Consider the following 25,274-nt stretch of genomic DNA (forward strand, 5'->3'; position numbering starts at 1 on the left):
GGACTACTCCCCTTCTTGCGCGGAGAGTTCTTGAGCGGCGACTTCTTGAGCGACGACGGCGACATCGGTCATCACCTGAAGCACACTGGGCAGTTCGGACCCGTCGAGCTGCCGGTACTCGCTGCCGATCGTCACCACGAGCCTTTCGGCCAGGCCGAGTTCGGGGTGGCGCCGCTCGCCGATCACCCGGCGGGCCGCCTCCAGCGCAGGCACCCCGGCCGCATGGAGGGCGTGGGCGCGATCCCGCACGTACTCGAGGTAGCCGATGTGTGCGCGCACCCCGGCCGGGTCGAGGACCGGACCGTGGCCGGGGACGATGGTCTCGGCACCGGTGGCCAGCACCTGTTCGCAGGCCGCGATCACATGGGAGAGAGGGCCCGCCCAGTGCACCGGGTGGTCGCCCGGCTGCTGCGGTGTGGAGGCGAAGATGACGTCGCCGCTGAACACGGTGCGCTGCGCCGGCAGGTGCACGATCAGGTCACCCGTGGTGTGGGCGGCGGGGAGGGCCGACACCTGGACCGGGTACTCCCCCAGGGTCAGCTCGAGCTCTCCGGTGAAGTACGTGGTCGGCTGCACCGGTTCGGTCTGCGACCAGTCGAAGGTGCCGAAGTGGCGCTTGAGGTATTCACCGAGCGCGGTGGCCGGATCGCTGCCCTGGACCAGCGCGTGCTGCTGTTTCGGGGTGGGTTCGTAGTGGATGTGTTCCCGGGCCTCGCGGGTCGCGATGATCTCGGCGTCCGGGAGCACGCCCGCGCCCCAGAAGTGGTCCCCGTTGGCGTGGGTGACGATCACCCGGTCGATGGAGGCACCCTCGGGCAGCCGCTTCGTGGACTCGGCCAGGAACTGGCCGGCGAGTACCGGGTCGTACGGGGTGTCGATCCAGATCGCGCCACGCGGCGAGGTGAGCAGGCCGCAGTTGGCGAGACCCCAGCCGCGTTTCGGCGGGAGCCACGCGTACAGGTCCCGCCCCAGCTCGACGAAGTCTCCACCCGTGATCGACATGGACGCGATTATGCCGACCCCGATCCGGCCACGCGTTCGAGCCAGGCCGCCGCGCCTCCTGGTTGGCGCAAAATCGACGGTCGCGCTCGGCGCCGACGGTCCGGCGGTGACGGTACGAGACCGGCCGCCGGTACCTCCGTACGACACCTTCCGGACGATCCGCTTCAATTCACCCGACAGTGCTACGCATCGCGGCGACGGCTGATCGGGCGGTCGCCGCACCTGAATTGCGCCGATTACCCACCGAGCATGGCTGAAAACCGATGCGGAGAGACCCCCGGTGTCGGCACCTGACGGCGCTGCCCCCGGAGGTCTTCCCGACATCGTGGCCGGGTGCGGCTAGTACGTGGCGGGCACCGTCCACTGCTGGTTGGCGCCGCCGTGGCAGTCCCAGAGATCGAGTGCGGTCCCACTGGTGCTGTCGCTCCCCGGGACGTCCAGGCAGCGGCCGGAGGCCTTGTTGACGAGCGCGTGCGTGGAGGTGTTGTACGTCCACTGCTCGGCCGAGTCCGTGACGGCGCCTCCGGGGCCCGTACCGGCGCAGTCGCGGACCAGAACGGCCGCTCCGTTACCCGTGCCGGCCGCGGTCAGGCAGTAGTCGGAGGGCAGCCGCAAGGTACCGTCGGCCGCCTTCACCCATGCCTGGTTGTCGTTGCCGCTGCACCCGTAGAGATCGGCCACCGTCCCGTCCGAGACGCCGCCCGACGCGTCCACACACTTTCCGGCCAGACCCGTCACTGGTCCGCGCACCGAGTTGCCGATGGCGAGGTTCTGCACCGTGCCCCCGCTGACCGTGTCGGTCCGGGTCATGGGCGCACAGGCGTTTCCGCTGTTCGAGGTGGAGGAGACGGTGGCGGTGACCGTACCGCCATTGCCCTTGGGCAGCCCGAAGCGGGCGTCACTGAACGGCTGGTCGTAGCAGGTGGCGCGGGGATCGTTCCACTCGAAGTACTCCGTCCAGTCGACCATGCCGGACGGCGAGATGGCGGTGGCGGGCGTCTTGATGCTGCCCAGCTTGTACGACGTTCCCGCTGTGGTGTCCGCGACGGTGGCGCCGAACCAGCCACCGCCTTCGGCTGCCACCTTGAAGGTGTACGTGTGGCCGGCGGTCCAGTCGAGGTTCATCCGGCAGCTCATGCCCTCACCCTCGCCGCCGAAGCTCTGGCACCAGGAGCCGGTGGAGCCGGCCGTGGCTTCCGAGACGTCCCAGACGGAGAAGAGGAGCACCCTGCTCGAGCCGCCGTTGGACTGCATCCCCAGATAGGCGCCGTTGCCCTGGTTGAAGCCGAACTGATGGCTCCAGAAGACGTTGGCGGTGTATCCGGGGTCGTGCAGGACGGTCGTGGACCAGGTGACCTCGGTCAGGACCGGCGCACCGGAGAAGGAGTAGTTGGTGTACGTGCCGGGAGTCGTGCCGATGTCCGCCGCGTGGGTGGGGCCGGCCACGCCGAGCAGGGCCAGGGCGGCCGCGGCGGTCGTGGCGAGGGTGGTGCCGAACAAGTGGCGCAGAGTCATGCGTTGCACCTGCTTCTGATGGGGGGAATGGGGATCGTGCTCTCTTGCCTGCACCCCCGAGGTGAGGAGGTGCACGATGTGCGAGTGAGATCCGCCGGACAGGGCCGAAGCCCTGTCCGACACTTCCCGGTCAGAATCCGGCCAGAAGTTTCCTAGCGAACCTGACCGCGTTCGAAGTACGCGATCAGCTCGGGGTCGAGAGGCGGCACGTCGTACGGTGCACCGCCCTCACGCAGCGAGCGGGTCGCGAGCACACCGGCGGCGACGCTCATCCGGGCGGCGACCGGAGAGGTGTCGGTGACGCCGCCGTCGCGGACGAACCGGCAGAACTCCTCCATGACCCGGCTGTCCCCGCCGCCGTGCGAGCCGTTGGCCTCCGGCACCCGGTAGGTGATGTCGGCCTCGGCGCGGTATCCGCTGGGGCCGGTGTTCCAGACCTTGACCTCGTCACCCGGGCTGTCGCCGAAGTTCTCCAGCCGCCCCTCGGTGCCGATGACGGTGTAGTTGCGCCAGTAGTCCGGGGTGAAGTGGCACTGCTGGTACGCGGCCACAACACCGTTGTCGAGCTGCATGTTCATCACCGAGACGTCCTCGACGTCCACGATGTGATGCAGGTCCTTGCGGGCCGTCGGCGGCCAGTCGAACTCCCGCAGCCAGTTGTCCGGCCGCGGGGTGCCCGCCTCGCGGCGCGGCAGGTCGCCGTAGACGAGGAGGTCGCCTAGGGCGTTGACCCGGCGGGTGTAGCCGCCGGCCAGCCAGTGCAGGATGTCGATGTCGTGCGCGGCCTTCTGGAGCAGCAGTCCTGTGGTGCGGGTCCGGTCGGCGTGCCAGTCCTTGAAGTAGTAGTCACCGCCGTAGCCGACGAAGTGCCGCACCCAGACGGCCTTCGGCTCGCCGATGTCACCGCGGGCGATGATGTCGCGCATCAGCCGCACGACGCCCATGTGGCGCATGTTGTGGCCGACGTACAGCCGGGTCCCCGTCTCGTACGCGGCGCGCAGGACGTTGTCGCAGCTCTCGACGGTGATCCCGAGCGGCTTCTCGACGAAGACCGCCTTGCCGGCCCGCAGGGCATCGATGGCGATGACCTCGTGGGTGTCGTCCGGGGTGGCGATGACGACGGCGTCGAGATCGTCCCGGTCGAGGAGGAGCTTGTAGTCCTCCACCGCGACATCGGTGCCGAAGCGCTCGGCTTCGCGTTGCCGCACCTCGGGGTCGAGGTCGCAGACGGCGGTGACCGCCGAACCCTTTCCGGGGTGGTGGGCGGAGATCGCGATGGAACGGCGCAGGCCGAGCCCGATGACGCCGAGGCGCAGGTCTGACACGGGGGTCCCTTCTGTCTGTGCGGGCGGTGCGGGCGGAGACTACTTACCGGCGATCGAGGCCTCGTACTCGGCACGCATCTGGTCACCGCCGCCGGAGCGCCACTTGCGCAGCTCCTCCTTGTAGGCGGAGATCGGCTTGCGGCCCGCGATGATGTCCTTCTGGCAGTCGCTCATGGCCGTGGTGATCGATGCGTATTTGCGGGTGTACGTGTCGGAGAAATGACCGCTGGCCGGGTTCGTCTGGCTGATCTTGAGGAGCTCCTGCTGCCAACCGTGGATCTTGCCGGCCAGTTCCGCCTTGCCGGGCAGGTAGATGTACTCGGGCCCGGCGGCCAGGAAGGCCAACGGCATCGCGGTGGTGACTGCCTCAGCGGTCCCCTTGGCGGTGAGCTTGATGTCGCCGCTGGAGGTACGGGTGAAGTGCTTGCCCTCGATGCCGTTGTCGAGGAAGAGCCGCTCCTCGGTACCGAATGGGGCCGCGAGGTAGTCGAGCACTCCCAGCAACATCTTGACGCGCTTGTCATCGGCCTTCTTGCTGATGGCGGTGTAGCCGACCGAGCCGTAACCCATGGTGTACCGCGGGTTCGCACCGGACTTGGCGGCGAACGGCGCGATGATGCCGAAGGGGAAGTCGTAGTTCTTGACGTCCACCAGGAAGCTGGGGAAGGACTGTACATAGGCACCGAGCGAGCCCTGCGCCATCTTCTCCATGGTGGTGGAGAGGTTGGGGTCGGGCCAGAAGAGACCGGCCTTGGCCACCTTGACCCCGAACGCCAGGGCCTCCTGGTACTCCTCGGTCTCGTACATGTGGGTGAGCTTGCCGCCCTCCAGCCGCCAGCTTGCGGGCGCACCGAACCACTGTCCGAACATGCCGACGTGGTTCACGTACGCCGGCTCGAGGACGTACTTGTTGCGCTTGGCATCGAGCAGTTCCTTGCCCTTGGCGAGGAAGTCCTCGGCGCTGGTGAACTCCGCGCCGCCGACCGGCTTCCAGAAGTCCTGGTTGACCACATAGACCTGTCCCATGGAGCCGTAGGCAACGGTCACGCCACGGATCTTGCCGTTGATGACGGCGGTCTTCCACGCGGTGGTGGGCAGGTTCGCCAGGTTCGGATACTCCTTGACCGCGTCGCCGGACAGGTACGGGGTGAGGTCGTGGAACTTGGCGTCGAGCAGTTCGGGCACGCGCTGCAGGCCCTGGTTCGGCGGAAACCAGACCAGGTCGGGGATGTCACCGCTGGCCATCATGGCGTTGAACTTGGTGAGGTAGGCGTCGACGCCCTGGTCGACGACTATCGTCATGTCGAACTGCGAACCGAGGCGCTTGTTCAGTTCCTGCCAGTAGGCATTCTTGGCCTGCGGCGGCGCGGGCGTCGTGAAGGTCTCGGTCAGCGCCGTGATGCGGCTGCCGTCGCCGGGAGCCTTGGCCACCGACTTGGTGAGCTTCTTCGGATAGCGCAGGTACGTGGCGTCCAGTCCGGCAGCGTTGCCCGCGAGGTCAGCGGGGGCGGTCTGCGCGGCGACGTACGTCGGGAGCTTCAGCTTGGCGGACGCCTTGGCGCCCCCCTTGCTGACGGTGGCGCCGCTGCCGCACGCGGTCAGGGACGACAGGCCTGCCACGGTCAGACCGGCGATCCCCGCCGCGCCCATGAAACCGCGCCTGGACAAGTTGGTGGACATGGTGCTCCTTGAAGTATGTGAAGTGCGGGGGGAGAGGGGGCTGCGGCGGGCGGATGATCAGCCCTTGATCGCCCCGGTGAGGACGCCCTTGACGAAGAACTTCTGCAGGAAGGGGTAGACGCAGAAGATGGGCACGATCGCGATGATCAGTACGGCCATCTGCAGCGAGGTCGCGGGCGGAATCGCATGCACGCCCATGGCCTGTGCGTTGATGCTCTGACCGTTCAGGACGTACGAGCGCAGGATCACCTGGATGGGGAACTTGCCCGAGTCGTTGAGGTAGAGCACCGCGTTGAAGAAACTGTTCCAGTAGCCGACCGCGTAGAAGAGGCCGACCACGGCGAGGACCGCCTTGGAGAGCGGGAGGACGATCCGGAAGAGGACGGTCACCTCACCCGCGCCGTCGATCCGCGCGGCGTCGTACAGCTCCTCGGGAATGCTCTGGAAGAAGGAGCGGACGACCACGATGTTGAACGCGTTGAGAAGTACGGGAAGGATCAGCGAGGCGTAGGTGTCGAGCAGTTGGAACTGCTGGACCGCCAGGTACGTCGGGATGATGCCGGGGGCGAAGAGGAAGGTGCCCAGTACCAGCAGCAGGATCGGCTTGCCGAGGACCGTGCCGGGGCGCGAGGTGCCGTACGCGATGAGCACCGTGCACGCCAGGCTGAGCGCGGTACCGATGAGCGTGATGAAGATGGAGACCACGGCAGCCTGGGTGACGACCCCGCCGGAGAGGATGACCCGGTACGCCTCCAGCGTCGGGTGCTTCGGCAGCAGGACGTAGCCGCCGTTGGCGTTGAGTTCCTCGCGGCCGGCCAGGCTGGTGCCGATGGCCAGGACGAACGGGTAGAGCACGATCACGGTCAGGACGGCAAGGGCCGCTGCCTTCGCTCCCTGCCCGTACCAGTGCGGACGCTCCATCCACGGCGGACGGCCGGACGAGACGCGGGCGGTGGCGCGCGGACCGGACCCGGCGGCGCGCAGTCGGCTCGCAAAGGTTTGCTGACTCATCGGTACACTCCCTGCTCACCGAAGCGGTGGGCCAGCTTGTTGGCGGCGAGGATCAGGGCGAATCCGATGACGCCCTTCATCAGACCGGCGGCCGTGCTCATTCCCCAGTCGCCGTCGATGACGCCGTGGAAGTAGACGTAGGTGTCCATCACTTCGGAGGCGTCCGGGCCGACGGCGTCGCGCTGCAGGATGATCTGCTCGAAGCCGACCGAGAGGATGTCGCCGAGCCGCAGGATCAGCAGCATGAGGATCACCGGCCGGATGCCCGGCAGGGTGATGTGCCAGATCCTGCGGAGCCAGCCGGCGCCGTCCATGGCGGCGGACTCGTACTGGCCCATGTCGATCGAGGCGATCGCTGCCAGGAAGATGATCGTGCCCCAGCCGCAGTCCTTCCAGATGGCCTGGGCGGTGATCAGCAGCTTGAAGGTGCCGGGGTCCGTCATCACGTTGCCGATGTTGACCCCGTGCTCCAGCAGGAGCGTGGTGACCGAACCCGCGCCGCCGAGTACCTGCTTGAACATCGCGACCACGACCACCCACGACAGGAAGTGCGGGAGGTAGACGATGGTCTGGATGAACCGCTTGATCTTCTCGCTGATCAGCGAGTTGAGCAGCAGCGCCAGGGCGATCGGGGCCGGGAAGTAGAGCAGCAGCTGAATCGCGGTGATCTGCAGGGTGTTGGAGACCGCGGACCAGAACTCCGGCTCGGAGAGCAGCGCCGTGAAGTTGGCGAGGCCGACGAACGGGCTCTGCTTGAAGCCCAGGAACGGCTGGTAGTCCTGGAAGGCGATGACGTTGCCCGCGAGCGGCAGATAGAAGAAGAGCACGAAGTACAGGACGCCCGGCAGGCAGAACAGCAGGAGGGCTCTGTCCCGCCTCAAGCGGTGACGCAGCGGCTGCCGTATGCGGGCTTTGGCGCGCTTCTTCCCGGCGGGTGAGTCCGCGTCATCCGGGTCGCGGGGCTGCGGCACCGGCGACCGCACGGCTGAGACCGGCGCATCTGCCATCGTCACAGGCACCTCCAGGGCTGATGGAGCAGAGGGAGTCCCGCAATTGCGGAGGCGGCACGCACGACCGACGGTGCGGCCGCTGCTCCGTCGCGGCGACAGCCACATAGTTCACGACGGTGCACCAGGATGGCAAGAGTTGTTCATTTCGCAGAGGTAACGAACATCTATAGACATTGAAAAAGTCATGTGGACGTCCTCTTTGGACCCATTAGGGCAGGAAGCCACGCGTGAAAGAGGTGCAACGGGAGCACGAAAGTACCTCGATGAGATGACTGAACCTCTTGCCGGCGGGTTCGTTGCGGTACAAGGATGCTCCACCGTGCTCGATCTTGCATCGGTAGGTATCTCTCCCAACATTCTCAAGCAGAGCGGGTATGCGCCTATGACCTCTCGCATGACTGCGCCCGGCCTCGGCGGGCTCGGCCGCATCGCCGGAAGTGCCTTCGTGGCACTGGAACTTGCGGCCGGACCAGGAATGTCCACGGCGGCCACGGCGCACGCCGATGAGGACGGCCGGGGGGACACCCCCGGCACGTACACCCACTACGAATTCCCCGCCGGGACCCCGGACCTGTCATCCGTGACGTGGAGTACCACGGTCACCGCCGACCCCGGCTTCATAACTTCTGCCTGACCGCCGCACCGGAGACGTCCGGCAGCGGCAGGAAGGTGCCGGTCACGTTAAGAATTGTGTGGACACGCCGAGGCCGCTGACGACCTGGACGTACGGCGCACACGACTCGATCGTCAGCGACGCGACCGGCCAGTGCCTGTGCACGCCGGGCGGTCACGGGCCCGGACACCGTGTGGAGCTGCGCGACTGCACCGGCAAGGCGGACCGGTGGTGGACCGCGCCCCGCAGCTGATCCTGCGCGGCGGCATCCCCGCCGGACGGGCGGGTGTCACCTTCACACGGCGATGACGGTGACACCGGCCTCGGTGAAGCGGGCCTTCGCCTCGGGGGTGATGCCGGTGTCGGTGACCAGGAAATCGACCTGGCTGAGATCGCAGACCCGGGCGAAAGCCCGCTTGCCGATCTTCGAGGAGTCGGCGGCCACGACCACGCGCTGCGCCTGCTCGGCGAGCAGCCGGTTGATGCTGGCCTCGCCCTCGTGGTGGACGTACGCCCCGCGCTCGGTGTCGATCGCGTTGACGCCCAGTACGGCGACGTCCAGGGTGATTTCGCCCAGCACGCCGCTGGCCAGCGGGCCGGTGAGCTCGTACGACTGGGGCCGGGCCACGCCTCCGGTCACCACGATCTTTATCTGCGGCCGGATCACCAGCTCATTGGCGATGTTGAGGGCGTTGGTCACCACCGTCAGCGTCGGCTGGCCGCCGATCCCGGGGCCGGTGTCACCGACGAGGTCGGAGCGCACGGCCAGCGAGCGGGCGACCTCGGTGATCGTGGTGCCACCGGTCAGTCCCACCACCTCGCCCACCGCGACAAGTTCGGACACGGCGCGGCCGATGGCCTGCTTCTCCGGGGCGTGGCGTCCCGTCTTGTAGCGCAGCGCCAGCTCGTACGAGACCCCGTGCGCCACGGCGCCACCGCGGGTACGGGTGAGCAGCTGCTGCTCGGCAAGCTGGTCCAGGTCACGACGGATGGTCGCGGCCGAGACATCCAGCGTCGTCGCGGCGTCCTCGACCTCCACCCTGCCGTGCTTCCCGACCAGCTCCAGCAGCGCGTTCCACCGGGCATCCCTGGACAAGAGAACTCTCCTTACGGGTCCGGGATTCGAGCACCCATCCCCTTGGGCACGGTCACCGGACACGCGCAAGCGTCGCACAAGGCTCTGATCAGTCAAGTCTCCTGCAACAAGAATGCTTGATAATGCTTGTAGTTCATCGCTAACGTGCGTGAACGAGCATCCCATCACCTGTACGGAGTGCAAAAGTGTCATTTGTCGAGATTGAGACAGCCAGCCAACCGGAGTGCTGGCGTCGCGCCGCCGACCTGGCACCGAGCCGGTCGGCCGCCCTGCCCGCCACCGGCGAGCGCATCGCCGTCGTCGGCTGCGGCACATCGTTCTACATGGCTCAGGCATACGCCGCGCTCCGCGAGGAATCCGGACAGGGCGAGTCCGACGCGTTCGCCGCATCGGAGTTCCCCTTCGGCCGCCGCTACGACCGGGTCGTCGCGCTCACCCGCTCGGGCACCACGACCGAGGTGCTGGACCTGCTGGGCCGGCTCCGCGGCGTCACCCGTACCGTCGCGATCACGGCCGACCCGAACACCCCGGTGATGACCTCGGCCGACGATGTCGTCGTGCTCGACTTCGCCGACGAGCAGTCCGTGGTGCAGACCCGGTTCGCCACCACCGCGCTCACGCTGCTCCGCGCCCACCTCGGCCTGCACACCGACGCCGTGGTCCGCGACGCGGAGACCGCACTCGCCGAGCCGCTGCCCGAAGGCCTGCTGGACTGCACCCAGTTCACCTTCCTCGGCCGGGGCTGGACGGCCGGCCTCGCCAACGAGGCCGCGCTCAAGATGAAGGAGGCGTCGCTGTCCTGGACGGAGTCGTACCCCGCGATGGAGTACCGCCACGGCCCGATCAGCATCACCACCACCGGCACGGCCACCTGGATGTTCGGCGCCGCGCCGGAGGGGCTCGACGATCAGGTGCTGTCGACCGGGGCCCGCTGGGTGGAGAGCGGCCTGGACCCGCTGGCCGAGCTGGTCCGCGTACAGCGCCTGGCGATCGCCCGCGCCGAGGCCGCCGGCATCGACCCGGACAGTCCCCGCCACCTGACCCGCTCGGTGGTCCTTGCGGACGCCTGACCGGCGGATGGACATTGTCGAGCGCGCGCTCACCGTTGCGCACAACGGCGTCCGCGGCGGCGCGTGCGAGGGGTTCCTCGCCGCGCCGGTACGGGGCAGTGGGGCCGGCGTCCTCGTCCTTGCCGGGTCGAGTGGTCGGATCGAGGACCAGCGATGGGCCCGGCTCGGCACCGGCTGGTAGGGGCACGCGCAGGCGAACGACCGGTCGGCCCCTCACGCGTGTCCGGGCTCGGCAACAGCCGGTCTCCGGCCCGTCGAGGCAGCGGGACAGCGGGCCGGAGTCGGAATTCCACGGCGGCGTCCGCAAGGTCGACATGTGGAAGAACGTGGCCCCCACCGTCTCCAAGACCGTCAACGTGACCATCCCGTCGGGCAAGCACAGTCTCCGCGTCGACTTCGTCAACTGGACCGGCGCAGCCAACGTCAAGTTCGCCTACACCCCTCGCACTTCGGCGACCGTCGACAAGGTCAAGCCCCTCGTCCCGACCGGGACCACCGTCACCTACAGCACGGCGACCACGTCCACGAAGGTCAGCTGGGCCAAGAACAAGGAGATGGACCTCGCCGGGTACCGCGTGTACCGGCGGCTGAAGGGCACCTCCTACCCCGCGAAGCCGATCGCGACCACGACGTCCACCTCGTACACCGACACGACCGTCCCGAAGGACGGCAACGGCGACACGTTGTCGGGAGGCGGTTACAGCGGGCCCCTGCCGCAGACCGGCGACATCTACTACTACGTCGTCACCGCCGTCGACACGCACGGCCACGAATCGGCGGCCTCGGGCGCGGCGATGTACTACACCCGCGACCTGACCGGCCCGGTGGACACCGCCCTCAACGCGCGGGCCTCGGAGAGCGAGGCGGGCGTCACGCTGACCTGGGACGCCTCCGAGCGGACCAGCCACGACTTCGCGGGCTACTCGATCTTCCGGTCGCGTCAGCCGCGCACCGTACCCGGGGCCCAGCGCGAGGAAGTCGGCAAGGGGGTGAAGGGCACCACCTTCCCGACGCCGCCCCGCCACCCGGCGTCACGTAACTACTACGGGGTCGTCGCCCTGGACCACGCAGGGAACGGGGGCACCCCTCCCCAGGAGATCACTGTCGCCGTCACCGGCAACACGACCGCCCCCGCACCGGTCACCGGCGTGACCGCCACCCCGAAGAAGAACGGCGTCACCCTCTCCTGGGAGGCGAGCAACACGCCCGGCTTCGACCACTACCGCGTGCTGCGCGGGACCCTTGTCGACGGGCAGTGGGCGTACACCCCGGTGCAGGATCCCTGGACCCTGCGGCCGCGGGAGATCACGGCGACGACCTTCCACGACGCGGTACCGGCCGACGGGCAGCAGGCGCGCTACGGCGTGGTCGCAGTCGACCAGTACGGCAACCAGCTCACCCCGGACACCGGCGCGACCGTCGCCGAAGTCACCGAGCTGGACCTCCGTCCGACCGCCCCGCCGGCGACCGGCGCTCCGCTCAGCTACCTCGGCACGAGCCTCGGCGGCCGGATCTCCTGGGGCGGCACCAGCGACAAGAACGAGAACGGCAGCCGGGTGTCGGGTGTCGCTGTCCACCGGTGGAACCCGGAGACCGAGACCTTCGACCTGATCGGCGTGGACGACTCCAGCGCCGGTTACTGGTGGGACAGCAGCCAGCCGGCCGGCACCACGGTGTACTACCGCGTCACGGTCCGCTACGAGGACGGCACCGAGTCGGGCGCGTCCCAGACCGCCGCCGTGACCGACTGAGTGACCCGCAGCGAGCCCATCCACACGGGTGACGCTCGGCGAGGAGGACCGGAAGTTGAGCTTCCGGTCCCCATCGCCATCCCGTCGGCGTCGCACGCACTCAGCAGCGTCGGCCCGACGGCAGCTCCTCATCGCCCGTGGCGACCGGGCGGGCCGGGTCCGCCGACCAGGCGGACCAGGACCCGGGGTACAGGGCGGCCGAGCCGATCCCCACCCGTTCCGGCGCTGGCAGGTCGTGGCAGGCGGTCGCCACACTGCCGTTCCACGGGTTCCGTACGGCATTGTCCGGCCCCGGCCATACGGACGTCAGGCCTCCGTCAGGCGACTGCCCGGACTGACGTCTTCCGGGGTGGTCCCCATCGAGTCCCCCGGGCCGGCGATCCATCCCAACCGGGCTGCCTGCCAGCCCAGTTGGATCCGGCTGGTGGCAGCAGCACGGTCCATCAGATCCCGCACCCGGCGCTGCACGGTCCGTCTTCCCATCCGCAGCTGTCGGGCGATGCCGGTGTCAGTCAGTCCGGAGAGCAGCAGGGTCAGGAGCTCGATGTCGTCGTCCGTCAGTTCGCTGCGCGGCTGGACGGCCATGGGGTGCAGGGGCAGTGCGGATTCCCACACGAGCTCGAACAGCGCGACCAACGCTTCCAGCAGCGGACCGGGGTGGATGTGGACGACCCGCTGTGTACACGATTCGCCCGAGCGCATCGCAAGAAGGGCCGTCGAACCGTCGACGATGACCATCTTGACCGGCACATGATTCAGAACCCGGCCCTGCTCCCCCGCCTCCGCGTACTGGAGGACCTCCTCTCGCGACCCGTCCGCCTCCAGCCCCAGCCGGTCGTAGACGGTCCGGAACCTCACCCCCGCCGCCAGCTGTTCGATCTCGACCTCATTGACGGTTTCGGATACCACGTACGGCGGGGCGTCGAACCGTACGACCTCCCTGCGGGCCCGAGCCTGGATCTGCTGGTACCGCAGCGCCACCTCCTCGTCGGGGACGACCTCGGCCATGTCCCCCGAGTTGTCCGGGCGGGGCGCGCTGCGGTACTCGTCCGCGAGCCGGTCCAGAGCCCCGCGGGCCTTCGTCAGCTCGGTCATCCGCGCCAGGAACAGCACCTCCCCCGCTATGTCCGGAGGTGATGGAATCAGCTGTGCGGGCCGGTCGTCAGTGGCTGTCACCAGCCCCTTCTCGACGAGTCCGCCGATGGTCTCGGCCGCGTGCCCGGCGCTGAGGCGGAGAAGGTGCCGGATCCGGTCCGCGTCGCTACGTCCTGTGCGAACGAGCAGTTCGTACACCTGCGACTCGGTGGTGCTCAGACCGAGCGTCTCCAGCATCTCCGCACTCTCCCCTCGCAGGCTCCCGAGGAGCCCCCTTCACCCATGCAGCGCGTCACGGCGTACTCGGAGCATCCGTGAACCCGATGACAATACGGCCGTTTATGCAGGCAGGGCGCCCGGCGCAGGGAATTCCTACCCCTGCGCCGGGCGCCCTGCAGTGTCCGACGTACTTCTGGTTCAGAACCTCACTTGAGGGCGTAGGCCCGGGTGATGGTCTGGACGGTGCGGCTGCCCGCAGAGTCCCAGACCTCGGTCCTGAGGGTCACGAAACCGTTGGTGTCGGCCAACTTGGGGTGCCACAGCATCGCCTCGAAGGAGTTGTCGTCCCGGCGCAGCGTCGCGGCGGACTTCCAGGTGGCGCCGTCGTCGTAGGAGACGGAGACCTTGGCGCCGGCGATCGCTGTGGAGCCGGCCCAGCCCTTGGGGCGTCCCGCGTCAACGGTGAAGGTGTACGGCAGTCCGGAACGCGCCTGGTTGAGCTCGTTCAGCGGCAGGTCGTAGTCGAGCAGGATCACGGGCATGGACTCACAGACCTTGGGCGTGGGGATGAACGCCGTGTCGCAGTCCTTGATGGCCATGGTGGTCGGTGCCGCCTGGCTGAAGTTCCACTCGGTGCGTATCTGGCGGCCCACGGTGACGCCCGGGACGTCGGTGGTCAGCTTCTGGTCGAGGACGTACCGGTAGTCCGCCTTCTCCTGCGCCAGCTGGCCGAAGCCGGTGATCGGCTGCCCGTTGAGGTAGTAACTCCAGGTCCCGGTCAGGCCCGACAGAGTGTGGGTGGGATCGCTGTCGGCACCGTTGTTGCCCGGAAGTTTCTGCCAGACGTCGGTGCGGCAGAACACACACGGCCCGAACTCGTACTGGGACAGGCGCATCGGCGCGTCGAACCAGCTCCGGGTGTAGGACTTGCCCGGGGTGAGGTAGGTGGCGCGCTGGCCGCTCATCGTCCAGGTCGAGGAGTTGAAGCTGGCCGACACGCTCGGCTGGTACGTCACCCCGGTGCCCGCGAGGAAGTAGTCGTCGCGGGTGGTGCCCTGGTAGAGGGGCTGGGCAACGGAGCCCGTGCTCACCTGCAGCGGGCCCCAGACGTTCATGTACTCGGCGCCCAGACGACGGGCGCCGTCGGAGTGGAACGTATTGGTGACCTTGGCGAAGTCCTTGACGTCGACGGTCTTGGCCAGGTCGGCGGGGATCCGGTCGTCGGTGAAGTGCGGGTTGTAGGTGTAGCCCGATTCCAGGACGCCCTTCAGGGCGATCCGGACCTTGTCCTTGGCCAGCAGCGCCTTGAGCGTTGCGGCGTTGTCGTACGTGGCGTGGGCGACCGGGATGGTCTGGCCGGCGGGAACGCCGCTTCCGCTGGGCCCGGGGTCGGCAGGGGCCACGATCATCGCAACGGCTCCGGCAGCCGCGGCCAGGGCCGCCTGGCCGTCGGCCTTGGTGACGTCGGCCACGGAGACCAGAACGGTCTTGCCCTTGACGTCGGCACCCGCGAAGTCCTGCTCGGTACCGGCGCCCAGGTCGAGCAGCTCGGTGCGCTTGGTGCCCTCGAAGCGCTTCGCGTACACCGAGGACTTCAGCGGGATGGTCACGTGCCCGGGGTCCGTCACCTGCAGCTGGACCAGCGGTTCGCGCCGGGCCAGGGATGTCTCCAGGCGCAGCGCGCCGGTGGTGGCGCCGGCGCTCGGGATGGCACCTTGCCTGAGGTCGGCGAGGTTGAGCAGGTTGCCGATGCCGACGAAGTTGGCGTGGCCGCCTGCGGTGCCGTCGTCACGGACGATGAACGTGGTCACCTGGCCGTTCTCCAGTGGCCGCTTCTCGCCCTTGATCTTCACGCTGAGGTCGGTGGCGGTGGTGCCGTCGACGGTGAAGGTCTGGTCCCGGTCACTCACCTCGATGTTGGGCACGGCGAACAGGTCGCCCGCGTAGGAGACCGCGCCCCCGGCGGGGTCCGACGTGTAGAGCGAGCCTTCGATGGAGTACTTGCCGAGCGGTACCGACAGGGTGGTGGTACCGGTGTCGTACATGGTCTGGCTCTGCCAGACGTTGTTGTCCAGCCCGTGCAGGGTGAACTTGAGTGCTCTGGGGGTGTTGCCGAAGCGGTCGGTGGCCTTCAGCGTGACCTCGTGCTGCTCGACGGAGGTGACAAAGCCGAGCGCGGCGTGCACCGACTCGCCGCTGTCGGAGGTGGCGGTGACCGATCCGCCGTACTGGCCGGTCTTCAGGCCGTTGTTGTCGAGCGTGACGACGACCTCGGCAGTGCCGCCGGCCGGGACGGTGACCCGGCCGTCGGCCAGGCCCGCTCCCGACAGCGACAGCGTGCCGGCCGGGACCGCGGTTCCGCTCGCGTCCTCGGCGGCGGCCGTCACGGTCACCACGGTGTCGGTCGTGGCGTCGTTGTGCAGCGTCAGGGTGCGGCTGCGCGTGGGGTAGGTGCCCTTCTGCCACGGTATGACGCGGAAGTCGGCGGTGCCGGACAGCTCCAGCGACGGGTCGAGGGCGGCGGGTATGTCGACCCGGCCGTAGCCCTGCTGGTAGACGGACTGGTCGGCGGCTGACTTGGCGTGCGCCGTCAGCGCCTCCTTGATGCGCTGTCCGGTCCAGTCGGGGTGGCGCTGCTTGAGGATCGCGGCGGAGCCGGCCACATGCGGGGTGGCCATCGAGGTGCCGTTGGCCGAGGTGTAGTCGGCGTCCACCGGAGTGCCCATGGTGGTGCCGGCCGCGCGGGCGGCGACGATGTCCACGCCCGGGGCGGTGATCTCCGGCTTGATCGCCATGTCGCCGAGGCGCGGGCCGCGGCTGGAGAAGCCGGCGAGCGCGTCGGACTTGTCGACGGCGCCGACGGTGAGGGCCGCGTCGGCGGAGCCGGGGGTGCCGAGGGTGCTCTCACCGGGGCCTGCGTTGCCGGCGGCGATGACGAACAGGGTGTTCGAGGAGGCACTGAGCGAGTTGACCGCGTTGGTCAGGACGTCCTCGCCGGGGGTGTCGGTGCCGCCGAGGCTCATGCTGACGACATCGGCGCCCTGCTCGACCGCCCACTCCATGCCGGCCAGGATGCTGGAGTCCAGGCCCTGCCCGCTGTTGGCGAGCACCTTGCCGATGAGCAGGTCGGCGCCGGGGGCGACGCCCTTGTACTTGCCGTCGGAGTTGGCGCCACTGCCCGCGATGGTGGATGCGACGTGGGTGCCGTGGCCGTGACCGTCCTGGACCGTCTGGCCGTTGACGAAGCTCTGGCTCCCGACGATCTCGGACTTGATGTCGGCGTTGTTCAGGTCGGCACCGGTGTCCAGCACGGCGACCTTCACGCCCTTGCCGTCGTACCCCTTGGCCCATGCTTGCGGGGCGCCGATCTGCGGCACGCTCTTGTCCAGTGCGACCTTCGCCTTGCCGTCGTACCACAGCTTGGAGACCCCGGCAGTGCCGGGGACCGTGGCGGCCCGGGCGGTTCTGCTGCGTGCCGGGGCGGGCTTGACGGCCTGCCAGAAGCCCTTCGCACTGTGCTTGTCGACATGCACCGCCGACAGCCCAAGCCGGGGCATGACCTGCTCGCTGTGGCTGCCCGGCAGGTCCTCGGTCCTCTGCTTCAGGGCAGCGGCGGTTGGCTTCCCCCGGAAATCGACGATGGCGGGAACCTCGTCGGTCTTCGCGTCGCCGTAGCCGTCCCTGATCATCCGGCTGATGTTGAACAGCTCGCCGTCCACCGTGTTGGAGGCGAGGGCGGCCATGGCGTCCTCGGGGTAGACGTACAGGTCGCCGTTCTGTCCGCTGGAGGTCTGGAACGTCTTGGACGTTCCGCCACCGGAGAGGATGTTCACCGAGTGCTTGCCGTCCGGCCCGGTGGTCAGCGCGACCTTGTCCCCGGTGACCAGGGTCAGTGTCGAGGTGGTCGGCCCCTTCCGGTGCGTGGACGGTGCGCCCGAGGCGCTCGGGCCGGTCGACGGCGGCGCGGCTGCTGCCGACCAGGGTTGGCTTGTCAGCGACAGGACGACCGCCACTGCCACCCCGCCGACGGCAGCTGTGCGCCGACGTCTCGCGCGGGTTGTACGCATCAGGATTCCTTCCGCAGGCTGAACGGGCATGCGCGCCAACGGAACTGATGCTCGGTCGGGCCATGGTCGACCGACCGGACGTCCGGACGATGCCGCGCCCGCCGGAACTTAGTTGCGTGTAGACCGCAAGATCCAGATGCGAAGTGGCGGCTCTGTGTCAGATGGCGCCTTGTCGCCACACAGGGCCGTCCGCGTGACGGCTCCACAACCACGAAGGGGCCCGACGGCCTTCACGGCCGCGGGCCCCGCCCCCCTCGCCACTGCCAACGGGCAGGACTGCCTCTGACTACTCCTCGAAATAGGCGTCCAGTACGGCGTCGAGTTCTTCCGCCCACTCCTTGAGGCTGCTCCTGGCTGCCGCCTCGACTTCGGCGTTGAACCAGCGGTTGGTCGACATATGGACGGTGACAGTGAACCGGCGCCCGAACCGGGGCGACTTCACCTCGACCGCACCGATTTCGTCCCAGCGGAAATCGGCCTCCTGTTCGTCCAAGGTGAACCGGATGCCTTCACGGTCCGCGGTGATCGAACCCCGACGGTCGCTGACCTCGAATACGGGTCCGTCCGCCGCTTTCTCGTCCTCCTCTCCCCCTTTCTCGCCGTCCGCCGCGTCCGCTGCTTCCAACGCGTCCTGCGCGCCGGAAGCGGCGGCCTCTGCGGCGGCCAGGTCTTCGGGGGCGGCGCCTTCGGGCGCCGGCTCCTCGGTCTTCCCCTGGTCTGCGTCAGGCGTCCCCACGGGGCGGGGGGCCGTGAGACCAGGGATGTACGCCGGGTCTGTCCCTGCGGCGTACGCGGGCTGAGTGTTCGGATCTATGCGCTGCTCCACGGCGGGCAGTATGGCCGACGAACCTGTACGAGACCAGCAAGCGCCGGACGGAGCCGTCGGTGCCGCGCACGCCGGCACGCTCCGGGCGAGCGCGGGCCTCGTCGCACGAGAGACAGCGGATCGGCCGGCGTCCACGGTCCGCGCACCGACGAGTCGGTCAACACCGTTGATTGCGCCGGGATCTGACTGCAATTCACCCGACCCACACATTCACCGACCGATCATTCGGTGGAATGGGCGCCAGCGGCCGTCGAGCCGGGACTCCTTCGCCTGGAGCGCGGCGCCCGGGTCCGATTCGTCTGTTGCGATCAGCGACTTCTGCCAGGGCGGTCTCCACCGCGCACCACACGTCGACCACATTCGTCCGCCCCGTGCATGCGACATCGGCGGTTGCGTCATTGAGCCGGAATCGCAAGATCGAACCAGGTCGTCTTTCCGCGCCCCGCCGGCGAGCTGCCCCAATCGCCGGCCAGCGCGTCGACGATCAGCAGGCCGCGCCCGGACTCCGCTTCCTGGTTGTTCTCCTCGTCCGCGACGATCGCGGTGGGCACGGGTGGATGCGGGTCACTGTCACGGACCTCGACCCGGATCCGGTCCGGGTACTCCCGCAACCGCAGCTCCACTTCGCTGTCGGCATGGATCAGGGCGTTGGTGACGACCTCGGACGTCAGCAGTTCCAAGGTGTCCAGCATCGGCAGCATGTCCCATTGGTGCAGCAGGTCCCGCAGGAATTCCCGGACCTGTGCGACCCCCTGCAGGTGGTGACGCTGCACCGACATCCGTGCCACCCGCCGGTGCTCCCGGGACTGCGCTCCCTCGTACCGCACCAGCAGCAGTGCCGCGTCGTCGGCGAGAACCCGCCACCCGCGGCGGTCCTGGACGAGACGGTCGGCCAGCACCTCCAGGTTGTCGCCGCAGTGGTCGGCCAGCACACGGCCGAGCCTCTCCATCGCCGCATCCGATCCGAGCAGCCGTCCGTCCAGCAGACCGTCGGTGAAGAGCGCCATCACCGACCCCGCCACCACCTGCACCTCGCTCTGCTCGTACCGGGCCTGTGCATCGACGCCCAACGGCAGCCCCACGGGCAGCGATTCGGTGACACCGTTTCCGTCCGCGTCGACGATGAGCGGGCTCGGGTGGCCCGCGGTCGCCGTGGTTGCGGTCCCGCTCGCCAGGTCGAGCCACACACAACAGCACGTGGCATACAGATCCGTGCCCAGCCCGGAGAGCAACCGATTGCTCCGTTCCAGCACGATGGCCGGGTCGTGTCCCTCGGCGGCGTACGCCCTGACGCCGCTGCGGAGTTGGCCCATCACCGCCACCGCCTCCAGGCTGTGGCCCTCCACATCGCCGATGACCAGGCCGATTCCGCCGCCGGGCAGCGAAACGATGTCGTACCAGTCGCCGCCCACGTCCGCCCGGTCGGTCGCCGGGAGGTAGCGGGCCGTGGCGACCGCCTCGGTCATGTGCGGGAGGCTGCGCGGCAGCAGGCTGCGCTGCAGGGTCTGGGTCAGCGCGTGCTCGATCTCGTAGGAGCGGGCCCGTTCCAGGGACTGACCCACCTGCTCCAGCATGATCGTCAGTACGGCGAGCTGCTCGGGGGCGAACGGAAGTGCGGGCTCCGGGAACTCAAGGACGCAGCAGCCCGTGGCCCGACCCTTGGACACCAGCGGGAGGTAGGTGCGGGCCTGGACCTCCGGATCGGGGTCGACATCGGGATAGGCCTGCCTCAGCGCCTCGGCCGACGAGAAGGACAGGATCTCGATCGCACGGAGCGTGTCCGTCTCCGGCGTGTGGCGGGACAGCAGGGTGCCGTCGACCCGCTGGACCGACTCGCGCGAGAACCCTGTCGCGCCGACCACATGGAGCCGGCCCTGCTCGGCGAGGCACAGCATCACCGCCCGACCGCCGAAGGGCCGGACCACCTGGGTGTCCGCGGCGGCGAGGACGTCCCGGATGTGCACCGCGGCCGTGAGTTCGGCGGCGAGCCTCTGCAACTGGTAGAGAAACGTGCTGCCGGTCGGCATGGGAACGGCCGGCGCCTCCGGTCCGCGGGGGCCGCCTTCCGCAGCCGATCCCCTGACCGGGGCGCCCCGGTCACGCGACACCCCGGCGATGAACAGCGGCACGTACGGCGCCTTCATCCACGCGCCCTGCCCCGCGAGGTCCGCCAGGTCGACGGCCAGATCGTCCGCGACGGCCTGGAGGAAATCCAGCGAATCGGTGGCCACCGGGCGCGGCGGCACCCAGCGCACACTCAGCGCACCGAACCGGTTCCGGAGGGTCCGCACCGGCGCCGAGGCGACCATCATCGGGTACGGATTGTGGATGAAGAGGGCCGGAGACCGACGGGTCAGCTCCTGGAGATCGGTGTTCTCGAACAGCACCAGCTTCCCGGCCTGGTGCGCCCTCGCCGTGGAGAAGTTGCGGTCGTCCGCCGCCATGCCCGACGGAACAGTGAAGCTCAGGGTGGTGTCGACCATCATCGCTGCTGCGAGCGCCCGGTCGTCCTCGGTCAGCAGATAGGCCGTGCACGTGCTGCAGTCGAGGCCGCGGTTCAGACGCCGCAGCGCAGCGGCGATGACGCGGTCCCGGCACATCAACGGCGGCCCGGTCGGCCCCTTGGGGTCTGCCGCGGAGGATGGGGAGTCCATGAGATCCACCCCGGGGCATCGACGACAGGTGGGGGGTGCGGCTACCCCGCTGCTCGGCAACATGCGCCGCAGCCATTCCAGTATGGGCACAAAACGGCAGGTATGCGCCCGCGCGGCGCCATCCGGGTACCCGCACGGCATCCATGACCGGATGCACCTCGGACAGCGGCGCCACGCGCCCGCCGGAATACCGCTGTCCGCGCACGGTCGCGGACAGGCCGGCCCACCGCTCCGCCCGTCGACCGATGGGCGGAGCAGCGTCCCGGGGGTGTGCGGCTTCTCGTCAGGCCGACCGGGGTGCGGGCTTGAGGACGGCGAAGGGGGCACCGAACGGGTCGGCGAGCCAGGCGATCCGGCCGACGTCCGGCACGTCCTCCGCGGACATCAGCACCGATCCGCCGTTCCCCTGCGCCCTGGAGACGATGTCGTCGGCGTCCGCAGCAGCGAAGTACGGCATCCAGCGCGGCTGCATTCCGTCCCGGGCCTGGGCGAGGCCGCCGAAGCTCGCGTCCTGCTGGTCGCCGTCCGCGGTGGAGAGCACGGTGTACGTCATTCCGGGGACTTCCATCGCCTGGCTCCGCCAGCCGAACAGCGACCGGTAGAAGGTCAGTGCCGCGGAAGTGTCACCGACGTGCAACTCGACCCAGCACAGCGTGTCGGGCTCCGAGGTCTTCTCCAGGCCCTTGACACCAGCGGGCTGCCAGACCGAGAAATCGGCACCGCCCGGGTCCGTGAAACAGGACATCCGTCCCGCGTCCATGACATCGAACGGCTCGACCCGCACGGTCCCGCCGCCCTGCTCCACGGCCTTGGCCGTCGCATCGGCGTCGGGGGTCTGGAAGTACACCGTCCAAGCCGGACTCGCGCCCTCCTCCGTGAGCGGGCCGACAGCAGCGACGGTCCTGCCGTCCTTCTGGAAGAAGCCGTAGCCGCCGGCCTCGGGTCCTGCCGAGTCGAAACTCCAGCCGAACACCGCACCGTAGAAGTCCGCGGCGGCCGCGGTGTCGGTGCTGCCGAGGTCCAGCCAGCTGGGTGCACCGGTCACGAAATGAGTGCCGAGCATGGGGGTGTCCTCCTTCGACGGATCGACGCGTGACCGGTCCCGTGGGACCGCGCTCACGCTGCCGTAGCGACCGGACCGAGTCCCGCACGGGTCGCCCCGGAGATGGTCATGGCCATCTGACACCCAAAGCCCGGGGGACGAGGGAATGACGCTCCGCAATCCTCCGGATGCTGAGGTTCCTCCGAACGACCCCGATCCGTCCTGAACGGAGCGCGCGGATCACAACGACCCCAAAGTGATCTTCTTCGGAAAACCGGACACACCCTACGTACAACCCTTGTGCCCCATGCGCTGTCATACACGGCACCGGACAAGGAACGGGCCCTCTCCGGATACCCCCCGCGCCCCCGAGCAAGCCCGGCCCTTCGTGAACCAAGGAGCCGCTCATGCGCAAGAACCGCTCGGCCGCCGTTGCGGCGGCATCGTTTCTCCTCGTCACGGGCGCGGCCATCGCCTCGGCCCCGTCCGCGTACGCCGGTACCCCCGGCGGCACGCACGCCAACGACCGCAACACCGACTTCAACGGCGACGGCTACGACGACGTGCTCGTGGGCTCTCCCGGTGCGGCGGTCGGCGGGCACAAGGGCGCGGGCATGGTCACCGTGCAGTACGGCGGGCCCATGGGCATGGGCACCACCAATGTCAGGGCCTTCAGCCAGAACTCCTCCGGGGTGGCCGGAGCGGCCGAGGCGGGCGACAACTTCGGCAAGGCCGTGGCCACCGGCGACCTCGACGGCGACGGCTACGACGACGCGGTCGTCGGTATCCCCGGCGAGGACATCGGCGCCGTCTCCAACGCGGGCGGCGTGGTCGTCCTGTGGGGCACGCCCAAGGGCCTCACCGGGTCGGTGAGCAACTGGCTGCAGGCCGACGATCTCACCACGGGCGGCAAATTCGGCGCCTCGCTCGCCGCGGCCCGCTTCTCGGACACCACACCCGGCGACCTGCTGGCGGTCATGGACTCGGTCGGCCTGACCACCTACCAGTTCGAGCCGGCCACCGAACCCAGCGCGAAGAGCGCCGGCCCGCAGTCGCGGCAGTCGCAGCAGAAGGCGCGTACGACGCTCACCTCACCGCCAAAAAAGGCGCTCGCCAGGTCCGGTGCCGACGAACCGCAGGGCATCCAGCCCAAGTCGATGACCACCGGCGACTACGACAACAACGGCTACGCCGACCTGATCGTCTCCGGCACCAGCGTGGGCGACGAACCGGGCCACGGCTGGTCGTACATCCTCCCCGGCACCGCCTCCAACGACGAGCCGCTGCCGGTCACCGCGGTACGCGGCGGCCCCGTCGTCGCCTCCGGCGACATCAACGGCGACGGCTACGACGACCTGGTCACCGGTGAGCCGCACAGCCCGGACGACGGCGGCGAGAGCATGACCGGCGGCATGGTCGGCGTCTACTACGGCAGCACGGCCGGACTCGCAGGCCAGGAGGGCCCCGGCACACCGCCGGTCTGGTGGACCCAGGACTCGCCGGGTGTGCCGGGTACGAACGAGCGGGGCGACGGCTTCGGCACCGACCTCTCCCTCGGCGATACGAACAAGGACGGATTCGCGGACCTGGCGATCGGCGTCTCCGGCGAGGACATCGGCACCGTCCCGGACGCGGGTGCCTTCATCGTCCTGCGCGGTTCGGCCCGGGGCCTCACGGCCACCGGCGTGCTGTCGGCGAACCAGGGGACCGCCAAGGTCCCGGGCACCGTCGAGAAGGGCGACAAGTTCGGCGGCCAGGTCTCCTTCACCGACCCCAACGACGACGGCCGGTTCGGCCTGCTCGTCTCGGCGCCGAGCGAGAACACGAACGACGGCTACGTCTGGGTCTTCTCCGCGGGAACCGGCGGCATCACCACCTCCGGTTCCTGGAGCTACGGCGCGGGCGACCTCGGCGGCCCGACGACGGACGCGTTGTACGGGGCGGCGATCGACGACTGACACGCATACCGGACACCCGTCCGTCATGCGTCGCCGGTGCCCTGGACAGCGGTCTCCGGGGCACCGGGTCTTCCCTCACCTGGACCACCGCCGAAACGTCTCACTACACATGAATATTTGAACATCCATTCATGTGCTCATCTCCGTACCATGGTGACCATGGGCGACAGGGCGAATACCCCCGACAGCAGTGCCACAGCGCCGTGCACCCGTCTGACCGCGCAGAACGCACCGCAGGTCGCCGCCATGCTCCAGGCGCTGTCCACGCCCTCACGGCTGCTGATCCTGGCCCGGCTGCGCGAAGGCCCGTGCGCGGCGACGGAGCTGGCGACCGCTGTCGGCATGGAGCAGTCCGCCTGCTCGCACCAGCTTCGCCTGCTGCGCAATCTCGGCCTGGTCACCGGAACCCGCCAAGGCCGCTCCGTGGTCTACACCCTCCACGACAACCACGTCGCCGCACTTCTCGACCAGGCCCTGTACCACGTGGAACACCTCCGTCCCGGCCTCATCGACGCCCCAACCGAGCTTCCGGCCACCAACTTTGACCAGCAATCAGAAACAACCCGCTTGGGGAGCCCTTGACGTAAGGTTGACCGCTTGCGTGGAGATCCGAGGGACCCCCGGCCGCTACGGTCCCTCCCATGTCTCTGAGACCTCCTCCCCTCCCGGTCCTCCCGTACCGCAAGCCGACGCGCGGCCGGGACTACTGGGTACTGGACGACGTGTTGCCGGATGTGGGCGCCACCCGGGAACGCTGCCTGGCCAGGGAGGACTGGACGGAGGGCTACCCGCACAAACCCGAGAGCTGGCCGGGACTGCGCGCCATGCCGGGGCTCGAGCCGGGTGAACTGGCGCAGGTGGAACGGCTGGTGAGCAAGGCGACCGGCGCCCGGGAACTCCGGGCCGAACGCCCTTCGGGCGGCGGCACGTTCAACCACAACTGTGTCCAGGTCGTCGGCGAGGGCGAATGTGAGCCGCGCCCTCACACCGACTCGCGGACACTCTGCCGCTACGCCGCGGTGCTCTATCTCAACCCCGGCGTACCCAAGGACTGCGGAACCAGCTTCTACCGCCAGAGCCTGCCCGGTGGAGTCCTGGGCGGCAACCAGGTGGCCGCGCCGCACAACAACCTCGTCGACGCGCTGGGCACCCGCTTCGTGTCGCCGGATTCCTTCGTCGAGGACGTACGGGTCCCGCACCGCGCCAACCGGCTGCTGCTCTATTCCGCCAATATGATCCACAGCGCCACCGGTTACTGGGGTCACACGCTGGAGGAGAAGCGGATGACGGCCGTCTTCTTCTGGAAGGCCTGACCCGACGGCCCACGGTGGGACGAGCGC

At 68.9% G+C, this 25,274-nt stretch carries 20 protein-coding genes; 8 read left to right on the plus strand and 12 right to left on the minus strand.

What is annotated here, in order from left to right:
* Positions 1–3: 3 nt before the first annotated feature.
* The 6 genes from OHA03_RS04090 to OHA03_RS04115 all read right to left on the minus strand — a co-directional run bounded on the left by OHA03_RS04090 (position 4) and on the right by OHA03_RS04115 (position 7,504).
* Positions 4–1,002, minus strand: a complete 999-nt coding sequence (locus OHA03_RS04090; RefSeq protein WP_267000819.1) for an MBL fold metallo-hydrolase — start codon at positions 1,000–1,002, stop codon at positions 4–6.
* Between the two features lie 339 nt (positions 1,003–1,341).
* Positions 1,342–2,517 carry a ricin-type beta-trefoil lectin domain protein gene (locus OHA03_RS04095; protein WP_267000821.1) on the minus strand — a complete coding sequence of 392 codons (1,176 nt, stop codon included), beginning with the start codon at positions 2,515–2,517 and terminating at the stop codon, positions 1,342–1,344.
* Between the two features lie 152 nt (positions 2,518–2,669).
* On the minus strand, positions 2,670–3,842 hold the full coding sequence (locus OHA03_RS04100; protein ID WP_267000823.1) for a Gfo/Idh/MocA family protein: 1,173 nt from the start codon (positions 3,840–3,842) through the stop codon (positions 2,670–2,672).
* A gap of 39 nt (positions 3,843–3,881) precedes the next feature.
* Positions 3,882–5,522, minus strand: a complete 1,641-nt coding sequence (locus tag OHA03_RS04105; protein WP_267000825.1) for a hypothetical protein — start codon at positions 5,520–5,522, stop codon at positions 3,882–3,884.
* A gap of 57 nt (positions 5,523–5,579) precedes the next feature.
* Positions 5,580–6,533 carry a carbohydrate ABC transporter permease gene (locus tag OHA03_RS04110; protein WP_267000827.1) on the minus strand — a complete coding sequence of 318 codons (954 nt, stop codon included), beginning with the start codon at positions 6,531–6,533 and terminating at the stop codon, positions 5,580–5,582.
* Positions 6,530–7,504 (minus strand): sugar ABC transporter permease, encoded by a 975-nt coding sequence (locus OHA03_RS04115; protein ID WP_267007924.1) that lies wholly within the window; start codon positions 7,502–7,504, stop codon positions 6,530–6,532. The genes OHA03_RS04110 and OHA03_RS04115 overlap by 4 nt, the downstream gene beginning before the upstream one ends.
* A 433-nt stretch (positions 7,505–7,937) precedes the next feature.
* Between OHA03_RS04115 and OHA03_RS04120 the strand changes: the two genes are divergently transcribed.
* Positions 7,938–8,177, plus strand: a complete 240-nt coding sequence (locus OHA03_RS04120; protein ID WP_267000829.1) for a hypothetical protein — start codon at positions 7,938–7,940, stop codon at positions 8,175–8,177.
* Positions 8,178–8,235: 58 nt separating this feature from the next.
* Positions 8,236–8,409 (plus strand): RICIN domain-containing protein, encoded by a 174-nt coding sequence (locus tag OHA03_RS04125; RefSeq protein ID WP_267000831.1) that lies wholly within the window; start codon positions 8,236–8,238, stop codon positions 8,407–8,409.
* 42 nt (positions 8,410–8,451) lie between these two features.
* Here OHA03_RS04125 and OHA03_RS04130 read toward each other — a convergent pair whose 3' ends face one another.
* On the minus strand, positions 8,452–9,252 hold the full coding sequence (locus OHA03_RS04130; protein ID WP_267000833.1) for a DeoR/GlpR family DNA-binding transcription regulator: 801 nt from the start codon (positions 9,250–9,252) through the stop codon (positions 8,452–8,454).
* Positions 9,253–9,437: 185 nt separating this feature from the next.
* Here OHA03_RS04130 and OHA03_RS04135 point away from each other — a divergent pair, with 185 nt between their 5' ends.
* From OHA03_RS04135 to OHA03_RS04145, 3 genes are all read left to right on the plus strand, one after another.
* Positions 9,438–10,322 carry an SIS domain-containing protein gene (locus tag OHA03_RS04135; protein ID WP_267000835.1) on the plus strand — a complete coding sequence of 295 codons (885 nt, stop codon included), beginning with the start codon at positions 9,438–9,440 and terminating at the stop codon, positions 10,320–10,322.
* A gap of 7 nt (positions 10,323–10,329) precedes the next feature.
* Complete coding sequence (locus OHA03_RS04140) at positions 10,330–10,503, plus strand: hypothetical protein (protein WP_267000837.1); 174 nt, start codon at positions 10,330–10,332, stop codon at positions 10,501–10,503.
* A 133-nt stretch (positions 10,504–10,636) separates the two neighbouring features.
* The gene (locus OHA03_RS04145) at positions 10,637–12,073 is read left to right on the plus strand and encodes a cellulose 1,4-beta-cellobiosidase (RefSeq protein ID WP_267000839.1); all 1,437 of its coding nucleotides are present in this window, start codon (positions 10,637–10,639) and stop codon (positions 12,071–12,073) included.
* Positions 12,074–12,379: 306 nt separating this feature from the next.
* On the opposite strand, the gene OHA03_RS04150 is transcribed toward OHA03_RS04145, so the two are convergent.
* From OHA03_RS04150 to OHA03_RS04170, 5 genes are all read right to left on the minus strand, one after another.
* Entirely contained in the window at positions 12,380–13,405 is a 1,026-nt protein-coding gene (locus tag OHA03_RS04150; protein ID WP_267000841.1) for a TrmB family transcriptional regulator, read from the minus strand.
* 188 nt (positions 13,406–13,593) lie between these two features.
* Complete coding sequence (locus tag OHA03_RS04155; protein WP_267000843.1) at positions 13,594–17,454, minus strand: S8 family serine peptidase; 3,861 nt, start codon at positions 17,452–17,454, stop codon at positions 13,594–13,596.
* A 286-nt stretch (positions 17,455–17,740) separates the two neighbouring features.
* Entirely contained in the window at positions 17,741–18,280 is a 540-nt protein-coding gene (locus tag OHA03_RS04160; RefSeq protein ID WP_267000845.1) for a hypothetical protein, read from the minus strand.
* 395 nt (positions 18,281–18,675) lie between these two features.
* Positions 18,676–20,934, minus strand: a complete 2,259-nt coding sequence (locus tag OHA03_RS04165; RefSeq protein WP_267000847.1) for a SpoIIE family protein phosphatase — start codon at positions 20,932–20,934, stop codon at positions 18,676–18,678.
* Between the two features lie 283 nt (positions 20,935–21,217).
* Complete coding sequence (locus OHA03_RS04170) at positions 21,218–21,997, minus strand: VOC family protein (RefSeq protein WP_267000849.1); 780 nt, start codon at positions 21,995–21,997, stop codon at positions 21,218–21,220.
* A gap of 386 nt (positions 21,998–22,383) precedes the next feature.
* Between OHA03_RS04170 and OHA03_RS04175 the strand changes: the two genes are divergently transcribed.
* The 3 genes from OHA03_RS04175 (at position 22,384) to OHA03_RS04185 (ending at position 25,247) form a co-directional block, all read left to right on the plus strand.
* A complete protein-coding gene (locus OHA03_RS04175) occupies positions 22,384–23,934 on the plus strand; it encodes an esterase (RefSeq protein WP_267000851.1) in 1,551 nt (516 codons plus the stop codon).
* A gap of 159 nt (positions 23,935–24,093) precedes the next feature.
* The gene (locus OHA03_RS04180; protein WP_267000853.1) at positions 24,094–24,516 is read left to right on the plus strand and encodes a helix-turn-helix transcriptional regulator; all 423 of its coding nucleotides are present in this window, start codon (positions 24,094–24,096) and stop codon (positions 24,514–24,516) included.
* 59 nt (positions 24,517–24,575) lie between these two features.
* On the plus strand, positions 24,576–25,247 hold the full coding sequence (locus tag OHA03_RS04185; protein WP_267000855.1) for a DUF6445 family protein: 672 nt from the start codon (positions 24,576–24,578) through the stop codon (positions 25,245–25,247).
* The last annotated feature ends 27 nt before the right edge of the window (positions 25,248–25,274 follow it).

The organism is Streptomyces sp. NBC_00154 (assembly GCF_026342835.1).
GTDB lineage: Bacteria > Actinomycetota > Actinomycetes > Streptomycetales > Streptomycetaceae > Streptomyces.